We start from the raw sequence: 14,964 nt of genomic DNA, 5'->3' as shown, positions 1-14,964 counted from the left end.
TTTGCGTAAGGGGGATTTATGGCTAAAACGACGTTCGTATCATTGTTTGTGCTTCTGACAGCATTTCTGGTTTCTTGTTCAGATTCCAGCAATAAAAAGCCCACCCAAGGTGTAAAACCTGCCGCGAAAGCCGATGATTCCTGGAAAGCTCCATATCCGGCGCACTGGTGGAAAGAAGTTCCGCGCGAAGAAGCCAAATCCTGGGAAATCCTTCCCCAAGATGCCGGCCGTATGGAAGTTGTTCTAAGCAAACGAAATGAACTGGGTCTGCTTTCAAACTTCGCGGAAGCTTCGTTCGTATTCCATGGAGTTTGCTATCCAACGGTTGAAGCTTTCTGGCAGATGATGAAATACCCAGAGACCGAAACTGATCCTCGCTGGGCTTGGGCCAAGAACTGGAAATACACCCGCGAACAAGTTTCCCAGATGAATGGCTATGCCGCAAAAAGCGCTGGTGGTTACGCCAACTTCCTGATGGAAAAAAACGACGCCAACTGGGTGACCTTTGAAGGCAAAGTGTTTCCATTTGCGACTAAAGAGCCCGCTGAGCATTATAATCTGATCTTTGAAGCCCTGATCGAAAAGCTGCGCCAGAACCCTGAAGTCTTGGATGTTCTGGTGAAAACAAATGATCTGAAGCTTCTCCCCGACCATGGTGTTTCGGAAAAATCCCCCCGTGAATGGCATTACTATTTATTGTGGACGGACATCCGCGAACAGCTGAAAAACAATCAGTTGTCTTTGGTGACCAACGAAGATCTGTCTTTGAAAACCTGTAAAGGTCGTAATAAGTAATTATGTTTCAGGATTTCACCGCTGCTTTTGAGAAATACAAAGACACTTCGTTTGTGAATCTCAACAACGGCACCCTGGGTTTGTGCCCATCGGTCGTTATCGATCAGCAAAAAGCCGAGGTTGGGACTTTTGAACACAACACATCTAAAGGGTATGGTGCGGCCTGGGCTCGCCTGTGGGTCTTGCAAGAGCGTCTGGGACGTTTCATCAAAGCCCGGCCTCAGGATCTGTTTCTTCGCCCCAATGTCACTTTGGCTTTAAATGAAATCATCATGGGTTTGCAGCTGCCTGCAGACTCCGAAATCCTTTCGACCAGCTTTGAATACGGTGCGGTGGTAAATATTCTGCATTTCAAGGCCCGCAAAGACCGTCTTTCTGTGCGCTTTATCAATGCGGATTTTATGTATGATGAAATCTCAGCGGATGAAGTGGTTTCAAAGGTCGTATCGCAAATCTCGGGTAAAACCCGTGTATTCGTCGTCAGCCATGTCTTTACCGGCAATGGCCTGACTGTACCTTTGGCAAAACTGGCGGCCGCATTAAGAGCTAAAAACGTTTTACTGGTGGTTGATGGTGCTCACGCACCCGGGTTATTGGATTTAAACTTCACAAATGACCTTCAAAACGTCGATTATTATGCCGGGAATCTGCATAAATGGTTTATGGGTCCCAAAGGCACAGCGTTTGCCTGGGTGAATCCTGTACTTCAGAATCAAATGCAGCCAGCTTATGGGTCTTGGACCACGGAAGAAAAGATTTTGCCTGGGATGGGTGCTTATTGTGATCATCCGTTTGCGGCGCGCATGCTGTGGTCCCATTCAATGAGCTATTCAAGCCTGTATGGTTTGGAAGCTTGTTTTGATTTTTGGGATCAGATGGGACCTGACACTATCAGAACCGAAATTCAAAAACGTATGAACTATCTTGAAGACGGCTTAAATCAATTCAAGATCAAATCACTTAAAGACCGTCATTCAGATATTGCTTCAAGTCTATTATGTTACAAGATCGAGAGTTTTCCCGGAATCGAATTTGACGGCCTGTTTGTCCGTGATTCAAAGCCTGCTTTGCAAGTGGGACTTCCAAGGGTTCCAGGCTTTCCGGTTTTAAGACTGACTCCGCATATTCATAACACTCAGGCAGAACTGGATGCTGCCATCTTGTCACTTTCGAAGTTCGTCTAGCGCATTGACAGCCGTCGACGCAAATTGCCTCTTTCTCACAATGAGACGGGGAGTCCCCCATCCCTCCCCTGTTAGGGCCAACGTAGTGCTTATAACCTAGCACGGGCGTTGCTTTAGTATCCTTCTGAAGAAGAGGAGTCTATATGCCTGTGCATAAGATGTTTAAGTTCATGCTGTCCCTGTTACTGACAATCAGCTTTATGAGCCCGGCGCAAGCCGCTCAGATGTGTGAGTATGTCTTTACAGATCCGCAGGTTAAAGCCCGCGGTGTGGAATTCGGCCTGCGTTCTGAAGTGAAACAGCCGGAAACTCCTCGTGAACTGCTGCAATTTAAAACTATTAAAGCAGACCTTTGGGCAACCCTGGACAAGCTGGCCCCACAGCGCAAATCCCAGGTTGAACATCTTCTGGCTTCAGTCGAGTTCTTCGATTACACGCACACAGCTGAAAAGCTTTTGCCTAACTTCCTTGAAGGCAAACGCGAAGCCATGGACTTTTCCAAGATCTACGATCGCGGCGAAGCTGAGGCAGCTCCATTTAAAGGTTTCCTGAGCGCTCGTGATAATTTCCTAAGAAAAGAACAGCCTCCAATCACCGCAGAACTTCTGCCAGAGATCCATAAGCGCATTATGGAAAACGGCGTTGAAGGCATCCGTGCAGACCAATTGGGCGTATGGCGCAATGGTCATTGGATGGGTAACGTAGCTGGCGCATTCAAAATGACGCCGAAAGAAGCTCAAGTAGTCCTGGAAAATCCTTACCTGAACTTTGTTGAAAGCGCTCGCGAAGGCAGCACTTTGAATGAAGGCGTATGGAAGAATGTAAAAATCTGGGGTTCCAAACGTGACATGGTTGTGGAAAATGGCGACACCACTTTGGTCAGCGGCCGTATTCACTATCCATATGTAACAACTCCGAAACAAGCCACTGTTGATATCATCAAAAACTCCCACCCGGAGCTTTATAAAGAAATCATGGCGTACCGTGAACAAAACGGCACGTCTTTGAATGGTCAGGGCACCCCGGCCCTGGAACAGGCCTTCACTAAAGCCCTGGTTGAACAGCGTTTCGAAAGATTCAATGCTGAGCGCGCGGCTTTGGGCGAAGTTAAAATCGGCACCAATGAACACAGATATATCGATATCGTAGCGGACCTTCAGCGTGACCTGGTGGCAATCCACCCGGTATTGAATGGTAACGGCCGCACGACTCGCCTGTTGATGAACTATCTTCTGACGAAGGAAGGCTTGCCTCCTGTTCGCCTGGTGGATCCTTTCCTGGATGTTCAGGTTTCCCAGAAAGAATGGCGCGAATACGTACATAAAGGTGTTGTTAACAACGCTCACTTGCAGGCTGATGTTTTGTTCCGTATCAAAAATGGTCTGACTGTAGAGCATTCTCCAGAGTTGCTGTACCCGGGTCTGCCAGAGATGGTTGGCATCTCTTTGAAACAACAGGGCAAGACCAAAGTTGTTGAAAACTATGCTCAAACCAAAGTGGATGCCGAGCAGTTTAACGCCTTCATCAAAGCCCTGGTTCAGGCACACCCTGAATTGAAAGTAGAGATCCAGAACAACCGTCTGCGTGCAATGTCTCGTATCGCTGACTTGTTTGTTGAATACTACAGATCAAAAACCGTTCGCTACATCCACGATAAAGATGGCGAACGCCAGATCGGTCTGCGCCTGGTTGATCCTGACTTTATTGATATGTTCGGTGTAAATCGTTCCGGTTCCAAAGCCCTTTGGGATGCAAAAATGAACCGTTGGTATGACAAAGAGCTGCTTGTATGGCGCGGTCTTTCCAACAGAACCAAAGAGCCGACTCGTCAAGAGCTGTTGGACTACTTCAAAAAACCAACATCTCACTTGGTGTCCAACAGCGTGCTAAGAGCTCTTCGTTCCGGCACTCCACTGGTTGAGGCTATTAAGAATGACTTTGCTCTGTACAACAAAGAATCCCTGAATGGTGACATGGTTGAAATGGCCATTGACCACCACAGAAGCGGACCGAAATATGGTGTCTCTTACGGTTACTCCACTTCCAAACGTGAAGTGGTGGGTAAGGCCTTCGCCATGGGTGCGATGGTTGTTGGTGAATACGGCAAACACATGGATCCAGCCCTTCAGTCTCAGTTGAAGTCCCGTATCAACGTGGCTTCTTACAGAGCGATGAAGGATGTGGACCTGGGTCGCCTGAAAGCGTTTGACCCTGAATTCGCCTACACTTACGGCCGTCAGGCAGAAGTTATGGGTATCGGTGGTACAGATCCAGATGCGGTGATGCTGATCCAAAGACTGGATGCCGCTGGTAAAGTAATGGAAACGCTTCTAAGAAATATCGAGAAGCCAAATGAAGTGATGGTGATCGACGGTCGCTACGTGCCGGGAGAAGGTCCTCTCCCGACAGAAAGAATCAAAGAGCGTTTGCTTATTCAGCCAACCACTCTTTAAAGCCCAGCTTCAGGGCAGCGTCCAGGTCCTTACGATCGATTTCGTAGACATTGGCGTTGCCTGTAGGGCTTCCACAAAGTTGAATACGCATCATCCCGTCGTTCTGATTGGATGAAGAAAAGACCTCAATACCCTTGAGGTCTTTTTGCATTTCAGCCGGGGCGATTTTCTTGCCCTGACCGCACTGCAAAGATCCGTCGTACTTAAACACCTTCACACGATCCGTGGACTTTGATTTTTCCACAACAACCTCGCTTTTAGGGGCGTTTTTCTGAGCTTCCTTCTGGGCACGGCAGTTCCCGTGACTGCACGCTGCCAAAGATCCCATAACTGACAAAACCAACAAAAGCTTTTTCATGACTTACTCCTAAAAGTAAGGGGTTTTGATCCAACCAGCGTCGATCGCATAAAGATTCGCTTCGCCGGAAATAAAGTAAACTCGACCCGCCTTTTCATCCACTTGTGGGGAGGAAAGGATTCCGCGGCCCGGTTCGAAAGATCCCACCTCGGTGCCGGCATTGGCATCCAGAAAGCGCAAAGAGCCTTGGGATTCACCGAACACAAGCACCCCTTTGTAGGTTCTTACCTGAGTCGCAATGCCGTCCTTCAGCGTATAAGACCACAGCTTGTCACCAGACGCTTTATTCAAAGCCTGGACTTCGCCATTGGTCGTCGGATAGATCAATTTATCACCCACGATAGTGACGCCGCTATAACCGCCACCTTCAATGCGCCAAAGGACTTCACCCTTGTCTACAGAAAGGCAGTAAAGCTTGTCATCATAACCAGCCACATAAAGCTGATTGCCTTCAACCACCGGGGTCGCATCAATATCACGGAAGCGTTTGTTGCGGTTCAGTTGAACTTCCCACAGGGAAGAACCCGTCTTCGCATTCAAAGCCACCACGGAACCGTCAGAGAAGCCCACGTACAAAGTACCATTGCTTAAAGCCGCCTGACTGCCGCCACGAATAGAGAACTGGGACGTATCCTGACGAGAGTACAACCAGACCTGGTGGCCTGTAGAGGCATCCAGTGCGTAAAATACGCTGTTGCCCGCAAGGAAGTACACAATGCCGTCTTCCAACAAAGGAGCGGCCAGGTTTTCAGATTTGGTATTGAAGGTCCACTGGACTTTGCCGGTGCTGGCTTCGATAGAATAGAAGTTTCCATCGCTCGCACCTACAAACAAACGATCACGGATCAAAGTGGCGCTGGGTTCAGCACCATTTTCAATCGGCAGTCTCCAGCGCTCCTGACCGCTGTCGCGGCTATAGGCAACAATCCCATCCAGACCATTCCCCTGAATCACCAGATTGCCAGCCAAAACCGGCGTCATACGGTTGATCTTACGGAAGCCCAGATTGTCTTTTTCAGTGGTGCGACGAATCCACGCGGCCTTGACCTCGTACTCACGCTTGCTGTTGTTTAAAGAGCTCCATTTCTCCAAACCCGAGTTCAAAGTGGTGCATCCAACCAGCGTCAGCAATAGAGTTCCGAACAGGACAATCTTCATGAATTCCCCGGATTAAAGGTTCTTCTTGGCTTTAAGCAAACGCAGGTATTTTTGCGCTTCTTTGGCTGCCGCGAAGTCAGTTGTGTTCATGTCTTCTTTTTTAGCGATCTCAGTGTAAAGCGCTTCCGCTTTTGCCAGATCATTCATGGATTCAAAGCAAAGACCCATGCGCAATTTTGCTTCATCATGAGCAAATGCCAGGTTTTTGCTGTCAGCCAGCTTTTCCCATTTTTCAACAGCCGCTTTACAGTCACCTTTGTCAGCCTGAACATTTCCAGTCTGCATCAGTACCAAAGCGGTCAGAACGTCGCCGCTTTTCAGACCCGGCTCGACTTTCGCCAATACCGCCGCAGCTTCATCATTCTTTTTATAAGTCAGATAGATTTCGCTCAGGTTCAAAGCTGCCATTTGAGCTGCTTTGGTTTTAGGAGCGTCATTGATGAAAGACTCAAAGCCCGCCACGACTGTGCCGTAATCCTTTTGCAGATCACCGGAAGCTTTTTTAGCCGGATCGAAGGCCGGAACGTTCTTTTTGTCTTTGCTTTGAGCATTGATCTGCTCAGCACGAGCCGCTTCTTCAAAGCCGCTTTTTTTCGTGCTGTAAGCCTTTTCAAGAAGGAAGTATTTTTCCTGCTGAGCTGTTTCTTTCTTATCAGACAAATGAGTGGCGATGGAGTAACCCACACCCAACACGATGAAGGCAGCAACGGCTGCGATTACAATTTTGGAGTGACCAGTGGTCCAGACAAAACCTTTTCTCAAAGTTTGAGTGACCTGATCCGGGGACTTCAAATCGTCTTTAGAAATTTTAGTGCTCAAGATAATTCCTCGCTGTTAATAAATACTTACGAGGAAAGATTGTTCTTTGGTCCAGAGGGGATGTCAAGAAAACGGGCCGTAATGAATGCTATCACTCGGCGCATAAAAAAAGGGGTCTTTCGACCCCTTTAAAACTATCTGTTATGAACTTCACGCAGCGTGGTGAACGCGCGGGAAGATTTGCCTGGGTGGCGTTGTTTTAGGCGACCAATTGTGTTGATACGCTCTTCGGCCAAACGGTCCGCAGCGGTGTGTGTACCGATACCGTCACGTTTTGCGATTTCGTAAACTTTAAGGATGTTGTCGTAAACGCGTTTTGTCTTTTCGAAGGCGCGCTCTGGAGAGTAGCCCTCTAGTTCAACGAATACGTTCATCAGACCACCGGCGTTGATTACGTAGTCCGGAGCATACAAGATGCCCAGTTCTTTCAACTGATCACCGTGACGGGCTTCAGCCAATACGTTGTTCGCGCCACCAGCGATAACTTTAGTTCTCAATTTAGTGATGGACTGATCATTCACGACCGCGCCCAATGCACATGGTGCCAGGATGTCACACTCTGTGAACAAAATGTCATCAGAGCTGACAGCTTTAGCGCCGAACTTATCAGCCACGTTTTTAGTGCGGTTCATGTCGATATCAGCCACTGTGATCACAGCGCCTTCTTCAACCAGGTATTTCACCAGGTTGGAACCCACGTTACCCAGACCTTGAACGGCGATATGAAGGCCTTTCAAAGCGTCGGTGCCGAATTTTTCTTTAGCGGAAGCTTTGATACCCATCAATACACCGTGTGCAGTGTACGGAGATGGATCGCCGGAACCACCGAAGTCCTTAGGGATACCAGTCACCCAAGGAGTCTCCATGTAGATGTGCTCCATGTCCTGAACAGACGTACCAACGTCTTCAGCAGTGATGTATTTACCGTTCAGAGAGTTCACGAACTGACCGAAAGCACGGAACAGACCTTCAGACTTTTGAGTCTTAGGATCGCCGATGATAACTGCTTTACCACCGCCCAGATTCAGGCCGGAAGCAGCTGCTTTATAAGTCATACCTTTGGACAAACGAAGAACGTCAACAAGAGCCTCGTCTTCGTTCTTATAGTTCCACATACGGGTGCCGCCTAGTGCAGGCCCCAAAGAGGTGTTGTGAATAGCGATGATCGCTTTCAAACCAACATGAGGGTCGTTACAGAAAACAACCTGCTCATGATCACCATGCTTAGAGATAATCTCAAAAGTTCCCAATGTAGGCTCCTTCATTTTTGAATTGCCGAAAGATCATGGGTCCAATTGAGTAAAAAGACTAGCGTTAATGCGGGGTATTAGCTCAGGCCTCCAAATTTTCATTTAGAGGCCTGTTTTCTCATTTAAAACTACATTTTCTCCGGTGCTGGCATACCAAGAACAGCCAGACCATTTTTCAGAGTCATACCGACAGCTTCGCTCAAAGCCAGACGTGCTTCGCGAGTTGCAACATCCGCTTCAGTGCCGATCGGGCACTCATGATAGAAGACGTTGAAGCTCTTTGCCAGATCATAAAGATAGCTGCAAATCGCCGCAGGCTTGAAGTTTTCTGCCGCCGCCGCAACAGCTGTATTGAAGCCACCCAAAGACTGCATCAGCTGTCTTTCAGAAGAGTGAGTCAAACGACTCCAGTCAACTTTACTGCCGGCCGTGCGTGGGAACTTACGACCCAGGCTGGAGATACGTGCGTAAGAATATTGCACAAATGGTCCGGACTCCCCGTCCAGTTTCAACCATTCATTCATATCAAAGACGATCTTCTTGTTCGTATCCATACGAAGCATGCCATAGAAAATAGCACCCTTGGCAACCTGACCTGCAATCTTCTCAATATCCGCCTCTGACCATTCACCTTTATATCGGCTCAGATATGTGGTCTTCACATGATCTTCCATACGGTGAACCAATTCACGCAATGGAACGATGTTGCCTTTGCGCGAGCTCATCGCACCATCCGGCAATTCCACATAGTTGTACTGAAGATGGAAGCAGTTCTTGGCCTGCTCAAAGCCCAGGATTTCCAGCACGCGGAAGACCTGTTTGAAATGCAAAGCCTGGCGCATATCGACGACATAAACGCTTTTTTCAATCTTCACATCTTCAAACTTGTGCTTCGCCAGCAACAAATCTTTCGTCGCGTAAAGACCGGTACCATCAGATTTCAAAAGCATGCAGAAGCCCAGCTTTTCAGACTCCAAATCTTTACCGATAGCGCCTTGAGACATCTCAAGTTTGCCTTCAGCGTAAAGCTGCTTTACCCATGCTGCAGACGGAGAATCCATTACGGATTCAAAGTACCATTCATCAAACGTCACATCCGCCCAGGCATAGACCTTCTTCATCAGCTCGATGGACCATTCGCGGGTTTCAAGCCACAGGTCATAATAAGGACCGGTCTTGCCTTCCAGCTGATGCAGAATCGCTGTCAGTTCCTGACGATTGATATCTTCCTGAGGTGTGCCGTTTTGATCTTCCAACAACAAATTGGCCTTGGAATACATGCGGCCCAGCCATTCACCTTTTTCGGTGGCCGGAACGGGTTCTTGATTGTGCTTTTTCATGTACCAAAGACACTTCGCCACGTGTGTTCCCATATCACCCGGGAACGTCGAAGAAACGATTTCACGGCCGCTATAACGAAGCATGCGAACAATCGCGTCGCCCAAGCAAAGGTTGCGCATGTGACCCACATGAAGTTCTTTATGCGTGTTGGGCTGGGAATATTCGATCATGGTTTTTGGGGATTTTTCCATCAGCGGCTTTTTAAAGAAGCTGCCATCCAGAATTGTCGCCAGAACCTGTTCACCATGAGTTTGTTCGTCGAAACGGATATTAATATAAGGACCCGCGGCAACCGCAGTGGCACCTGTCATTTGAGCCGCAACAGCCGTTGCCACTTGCGGAGGGGCTGCTTTCAAAGCTTTCGCCAAAATGAAGCAACCAAAAGCCAGGTCGCCCAAATCAGATTTCGGAGGATTTACCAAAGCCTTATAAATATCGTCTTCAGCGGGTGAAAAGTCCGGATAAGCGCGGCCAATCGCATCTTTAAGTAAGTTCGTCGCAAGCAATCGAATGGAGTCGTGTTTAATCATAGACCTTTCCAGAAGAAAAATACGCCAGCCCAAGCCAGACCAATAAGAAGCACAACTATACTGATATTTCTGTGGAATTTCAGGTCTTTTTTCAATTCCTGAAGCTCTGATTTCAGCTTTTCCCGCTCGGAAAACACTCCGCGAAGCTCCAAAGACAGTTTTTCAATCTCTTCGCGACGGGCTTGGCGTTCTAAATCCACTTCCTGAAGAGCTCTTTGATGCAGAACCTGAGGACTTGAACCCAGGAAATAATTGGGCGTGAGCCCGGGGATCTTTTCTCGCAGGGCCAAATACCACTGCAAAGCCCTCCAAATATGCGGGGGAGCTTCATCGCCTTGTTTTACCCAGCGGGTCCAACTGGATGGATCAACCATCAAAAGTTGCGAAATTTTGCGTTGTGAAAGGCCTAAATCCCCCCGAATTTGCTCCAGATTGCCGATCTGCCTTTGAATGACCGTGACCTGGGCTTCGTAATTCATACGCAAAGACGTCTTGGATCGAGGGTTCAAATCATCCTCGATAAACCCCTCGTCAAAGGCACCCTTTTGAAGCTGATCCTGATCTGGCTCCTGAACCTCACCCTGCATACAAACCCCTTCTGGACCGTTGTATTTCACAATATTAGTGTTGTTATTCACAATAATTAGCGTTGTATAATACAGATATCTTTCCAGAAGGGTGTTTGAGGGGTCAAGCTAAGTCATTGAAACCACAAAAGAATCCTTCCGGGGGTACTCCAGGCACCCCTTTTTCAAATCCGCCTAAAGCTTATAGTTATAAGCTTTAGTATTAAGTATATGTTTTTATTGATATATTATATTGGTGATATTTGGCCCGACCGCCATAATGCACTGCATATATTACAATACACCACGACTAAACACAAATTATTTACCCATCAACACTTTGGATGCGGTGCGTTGCGAATAAGCCCTTGTCAAAGCCCTCTCGACTTTTGAATGATGAGTTATGGCTACGGCACCTCGGTATCAACTTAATAAGAACAAATATCTTCTCGCTCCCGAATCGGAACGTTTGCGAAAAATTCTCACAGATTTTCAGGATAAGGATCCACGCAACTGTTTGATGATTTGGACGGCTTTGCGAACTGGCGCCCGGGCTCAGGAAGTTCTCAATATTCAGCGGGCGGATTTGAACCCCTACGATGAAAGCATATTCATTAGGGGCCTAAAGGGGTCGAATGACCGCGAAATTCCGGTTCATTCTGATCTTTTCAGCCGACTTCATCGCTTCGCCGAAAACCAGGGCGGAACGTCGGTTTTTCCTATTTCGTACAATCGGCTTTATCAGGTCTGGGAAATGTATCGCCCCGTACCAAAGAAGTTTCACGCCTTAAGGCACACGTTTGCGATTGAGCTGTATCAGAAAACGAAGGATTTGCGACTGGTCCAGGTGGCGTTGGGACATCGAAACATCACCAACACCATGGTTTATGCGGATTACGTATATTCTCAGCAAGAGCTACGTAAATTGATCCTTTAATTAGTCTTCCATGCCGCGGATTTCAGAAGCCAGGCGGTCAAACTGCTTTTCTTCTGAAGCACGGTGGCTGATCTTTTCCTTTTTGAAGGCCAAAAGATCTTTTCTGGTTGGAGCATTGTAAGAAGAGCCAGAGTTTTCAACCACCACGATACGCTCGCGCACTTCAGCTGCAGCAGCTTGTTCGCGGGACGCCTCAAGGTTGTGTTGAACCGTATTATGAAGCTCGTTTTGCGCCTTGGAATTTTCGCTGATCAAAGCGTTGAAATCCGAGATCTTGGCAAAACTGATTGCTGGGATCAGGGTCATTACGGCGATAACTACTTGCTTCTTCATACTTAGCTCCTTGCTGATACAGACTTATAAAGCAAGGGCAGTGCCAAACGAGCCCCCTGCCTATTGTTTTACAACCCCTTCACCCGCAAAAACCCCTTACAACTGTCAAAGAAGTAGTTATCAATTCTTGTAATGACACAGATTTAGACCTATGGTAAAAACACGCAATTACAAGCATTTAGGTGTCTCAAAATGATAAAAACACTCTTCCCCACCTTCGTTTACTATGCTCCCTTGGCGAGCAAAGACAAATCCCTGAACAAGGACCTGAAACAAGAGTCCGTGAAAATTGCCGAAGTCGATGAAGAAGGTCAGATCTGGTCGCAAAAGAACTACAAAGGCGGCTTCACCTCTTACGGATCCATGAGCCAGTTGCACCAGTTTTCGTCCACCTTTGGGGATCTTGAAAAAGAGATCAACAAACACGTTCGCAAGTTCGTAAAACATCTTGAAATGGACATTGACCCAAAAGAGCTGCGCATGTCTTCGTGTTGGGTGAACATCATGCCGACAGATGTGATTCACACCATGCACTTGCATCCACTTTCTGTGATCAGCGGGACTTATTATGTTCAGACACCGAAAAACTGCTCGGCGATCAAATTCGAGGATCCGCGCCTGGATTCGTTTATGGCGTCACCTCCACGCAAGCACAACGCCAAGGTTCACAACCAGCGCTATCACTCGCTAGAGCCTCAGGAAGGTCATGTGGTGCTGTTTGAATCCTGGTTGCGCCATGAAGTTCCCAAAAACGATTCCAACAAAGAACGCATCAGCATCAGCTTTAACTACGACTGGGTGTAAAGTGAATAGCGCCCAGGGAATTCATATTGAAAAACTGAGCAAGCACTTCGGCAAAAGGTCCGTGATTGAAAACATGGACCTGACTGTTGAACCCGGTTCATTTATTTCAATTGTGGGGCCTTCGGGATGTGGCAAGTCCACATTGCTAAGACTCATGGCCGGCCTTGAATCCGCCAACTCTGGAAGCGTGAAGCTGACGATGCCAGACGCCCCTTCCAGCTTTGTTTTTCAGGAACCCAACCTGCTGGCATGGCGAACTGTTTATGAAAATGTGCATCTGCCGTTTGAACTGAATCATACTTTTAAAAACCTGCCGGACGAAGAACGTAAGAACAAAGTCCTGGCCGCACTAAAAAAAGTCCACTTAACCGAAGCCCAGCATCTTTTCCCCCATCAACTGTCTGGCGGAATGAAAATGCGTGTGTCTTTGGCTCGTGCGCTGGTGAATTCCCCGAAGCTTTTACTGATGGATGAACCCTTTGCGGCTTTGGATGAAAGCACCCGTTTTGAAATGCAAAACCAGCTTCATGAACTTTGGCATTCCGAACGCATGACGGTCGTGTTTGTGACGCATTCCCTGTTTGAATCCGCGTTCTTGTCAGAACGTGTGGTGATGTTAAAGGGGCAGGGAGCACCCATCGTTTTTGATCAAAAACTGGCCTTACCAGAAAAACGGCAGGAACACCTAAGAACCTCGGAAGGTTTCAATAAGATCGTTGAAGGACTTTCTGAAAGGCTGCGCGCGTGAAACGTTTTCTGCCGGCCTTTATCAGCTTTGTGATATTGACCTTAAGTCTTGAAATTCTGACTCGTGGCGGGTGGGTGAGTGAGACCCTGCTGCCCTCCCCTTCCACTGTCATCACAACTTTGCACGAGCTTCGCGCTGACTTTGGCGTCGCCTTCAAAGAAACCCTGATCAATGTTCTTGCGGGATTGGGTTTAAGTGTTCTGATGGGTGGACTGATTTCATTTGTGTTTTCTTTGTCTGAAACTTTGAAGCGGGCCATTTTGCCGTTTGCCGTGTTTTTCCAAACTGTGCCGATCATTGCCATTGCGCCTTTGCTGGTGATCTATTTCGGCTTTGGCGCACCCACGGTCATTGCCTCAAGCTTTATCGTGTCACTGTTCCCGATTATCGCCAACACCCTGATGGGTCTTGAAAGTGTCAGCGAATCACAAAAAGACCTGTTTCGAATTTATCGCGCCACTCGTTTGCAGACCCTGTGGAAATTAAAACTTCCCCATGCTTACAGTTATATTTATTCCGGTCTTAAAATCTCAACGGGTCTGTCGATTATCGGCGCCATTGCCGGGGAGTTTGTGGCCGGTGGTGGCCTGGGGGCCCTGATTGATTCTGCGCGCACCCAGCAACGGGTCGATATTGTCTTTGGTGCGCTTTTATTGTTATCACTGATGGGACTTCTATTAATGGGCGCCTGGGCTTTGCTTCATAAGTTAATACTGAGCCGCCGCCCGCTAGCCTCTTACACGCAAGGAGAATTATGAAAACCATGATCACCCTTTTGATTTCTGTTCTGATGACATCAGCAGCCTTTGCCGCCAATGCACCCGCAACACTGGCGCTGAACTGGAAGGCTGAGCCCGAGTTTGGTGGCTTCTATGCCGCCTCTTTACAGGGCTTCTATAAGACGCAAGGCCTGGACGTACAGATCCTTGAAGGTGGATCCGGAACTCCCACCGTGCAGATGCTGGCTAACAACAAAGTTGATTTTGCCATCGTCAGCGCAGATGAACTGATCATTTCCCAGGACAAAAACAAAGTGAACAAGGTCAAAGCCTTGTTCGCGGTTTACCAAAAGTCCCCGTACATCGTAATGACCCATGCAGAAAGAAACTTTAAAAGCCTGAAAGATGTTTTCACCAACGAAGGCTTCCTGTCCATGCAATCAGGCCTGCCATACTATCAGTTCCTGGTGCAGAAATTCGGAAAGCCCAAAGTCCGTGTGGTGCCTTACTTGGGTGGCGTCAGCAACTTTGTGAACGACATGACTTTTTCCCAGCAGGGTTTTATCACCATTGAGCCTTTAAGCGCGGAAAAAGCCGGCGCCAAGGTGAAGAACTTCCTGATTGCTGATGAAGGTTTCAATCCCTATTTGGTGGTTCTGGCCACCACGGAAGAAACCCTGAAAAACAAACCCGAGCTGGTGCAAAAAGTTCTGACGGCGACCCGAGAAGGCTGGGCGCATTACCTGAAGGATCCAAAAGCCACGAATGAACATATGGCCACATTGAACAAGGCCATTGATCTGACAACCTTTAACAAAGCCGCCGATATCCAAAAGCCTTTGATTGAAACCACGGGCGTTGTGGTGGGGTCCATGACGGACGAACGCTGGGACACCCTGGTTCAGCAGATGAAAAAACTAAAGCTAATCAAATCGACTCCGAAAGCCTCGGACCTATACGTAAAATAGG

The 14,964-nt window shown here is 47.9% G+C and carries 15 protein-coding genes; 8 read left to right on the top strand and 7 right to left on the bottom strand.

From position 1 onward, the window contains the following. Positions 1 to 18: 18 nt before the first annotated feature. The 3 genes from BDT_RS10070 (at position 19) to BDT_RS10060 (ending at position 4,432) form a co-directional block, all read left to right on the top strand. Positions 19 to 795, top strand: a complete 777-nt coding sequence (locus BDT_RS10070; RefSeq protein ID WP_015091133.1) for an NADAR family protein — start codon at positions 19 to 21, stop codon at positions 793 to 795. A gap of 2 nt (positions 796 to 797) precedes the next feature. Next, positions 798 to 1,979 carry an aminotransferase class V-fold PLP-dependent enzyme gene (locus BDT_RS10065; protein WP_015091132.1) on the top strand — a complete coding sequence of 394 codons (1,182 nt, stop codon included), beginning with the start codon at positions 798 to 800 and terminating at the stop codon, positions 1,977 to 1,979. 143 nt (positions 1,980 to 2,122) lie between these two features. Then, a complete protein-coding gene (locus BDT_RS10060) occupies positions 2,123 to 4,432 on the top strand; it encodes a Fic family protein (protein ID WP_041577596.1) in 2,310 nt (769 codons plus the stop codon). Here BDT_RS10060 and BDT_RS10055 read toward each other — a convergent pair. From BDT_RS10055 to BDT_RS10030, 6 genes are all read right to left on the bottom strand, one after another. Then, positions 4,410 to 4,790, bottom strand: a complete 381-nt coding sequence (locus tag BDT_RS10055) for a hypothetical protein (protein ID WP_015091130.1) — start codon at positions 4,788 to 4,790, stop codon at positions 4,410 to 4,412. The genes BDT_RS10060 and BDT_RS10055 overlap by 23 nt on opposite strands. A gap of 9 nt (positions 4,791 to 4,799) precedes the next feature. After that, the gene (locus BDT_RS10050) at positions 4,800 to 5,948 is read right to left on the bottom strand and encodes an outer membrane protein assembly factor BamB family protein (protein WP_015091129.1); all 1,149 of its coding nucleotides are present in this window, start codon (positions 5,946 to 5,948) and stop codon (positions 4,800 to 4,802) included. A 12-nt stretch (positions 5,949 to 5,960) separates the two neighbouring features. Next, entirely contained in the window at positions 5,961 to 6,767 is an 807-nt protein-coding gene (locus BDT_RS10045) for a tetratricopeptide repeat protein (protein WP_015091128.1), read from the bottom strand. Positions 6,768 to 6,901: 134 nt separating this feature from the next. Beyond that, positions 6,902 to 8,032, bottom strand: a complete 1,131-nt coding sequence (locus BDT_RS10040) for a Glu/Leu/Phe/Val family dehydrogenase (RefSeq protein ID WP_015091127.1) — start codon at positions 8,030 to 8,032, stop codon at positions 6,902 to 6,904. A gap of 113 nt (positions 8,033 to 8,145) precedes the next feature. Continuing rightward, positions 8,146 to 9,888, bottom strand: a complete 1,743-nt coding sequence (gene argS / locus BDT_RS10035; RefSeq protein ID WP_041577593.1) for an arginine--tRNA ligase — start codon at positions 9,886 to 9,888, stop codon at positions 8,146 to 8,148. Next, a complete protein-coding gene (locus tag BDT_RS10030) occupies positions 9,885 to 10,475 on the bottom strand; it encodes a hypothetical protein (protein WP_041577591.1) in 591 nt (196 codons plus the stop codon). Before BDT_RS10030 ends, argS begins: the two co-directional genes overlap by 4 nt. A gap of 382 nt (positions 10,476 to 10,857) precedes the next feature. On the opposite strand from BDT_RS10030, the gene BDT_RS10025 reads away from it, so the two are divergent. Beyond that, positions 10,858 to 11,391 carry a tyrosine-type recombinase/integrase gene (locus tag BDT_RS10025; protein ID WP_038449271.1) on the top strand — a complete coding sequence of 178 codons (534 nt, stop codon included), beginning with the start codon at positions 10,858 to 10,860 and terminating at the stop codon, positions 11,389 to 11,391. Here the strand turns inward: BDT_RS10025 and BDT_RS10020 are convergent, their stop codons facing one another. Beyond that, entirely contained in the window at positions 11,392 to 11,724 is a 333-nt protein-coding gene (locus tag BDT_RS10020) for a hypothetical protein (RefSeq protein ID WP_041577588.1), read from the bottom strand. 192 nt (positions 11,725 to 11,916) lie between these two features. Here BDT_RS10020 and BDT_RS10015 point away from each other — a divergent pair, with 192 nt between their 5' ends. The 4 genes from BDT_RS10015 to BDT_RS10000 are packed head-to-tail and all read left to right on the top strand — an operon-like array spanning position 11,917 to position 14,963. After that, complete coding sequence (locus BDT_RS10015) at positions 11,917 to 12,528, top strand: 2OG-Fe(II) oxygenase family protein (RefSeq protein WP_015091122.1); 612 nt, start codon at positions 11,917 to 11,919, stop codon at positions 12,526 to 12,528. Position 12,529: 1 nt separating this feature from the next. After that, positions 12,530 to 13,276, top strand: coding sequence for an ABC transporter ATP-binding protein (locus tag BDT_RS10010; protein WP_015091121.1), 747 nt, complete (start codon positions 12,530 to 12,532; stop codon positions 13,274 to 13,276). Continuing rightward, positions 13,273 to 14,034, top strand: coding sequence for an ABC transporter permease (locus tag BDT_RS10005; RefSeq protein ID WP_015091120.1), 762 nt, complete (start codon positions 13,273 to 13,275; stop codon positions 14,032 to 14,034). Before BDT_RS10010 ends, BDT_RS10005 begins: the two co-directional genes overlap by 4 nt. After that, a complete protein-coding gene (locus tag BDT_RS10000; protein WP_015091119.1) occupies positions 14,031 to 14,963 on the top strand; it encodes an ABC transporter substrate-binding protein in 933 nt (310 codons plus the stop codon). The genes BDT_RS10005 and BDT_RS10000 overlap by 4 nt, the downstream gene beginning before the upstream one ends. Position 14,964: the final 1 nt, after the last annotated feature.

Origin of the sequence: Bdellovibrio bacteriovorus str. Tiberius (assembly GCF_000317895.1) — a bacterium.
Taxonomy (GTDB): domain Bacteria; phylum Bdellovibrionota; class Bdellovibrionia; order Bdellovibrionales; family Bdellovibrionaceae; genus Bdellovibrio; species Bdellovibrio bacteriovorus_F.
This window is presented reverse-complemented; position numbering and strand designations above follow the sequence as displayed.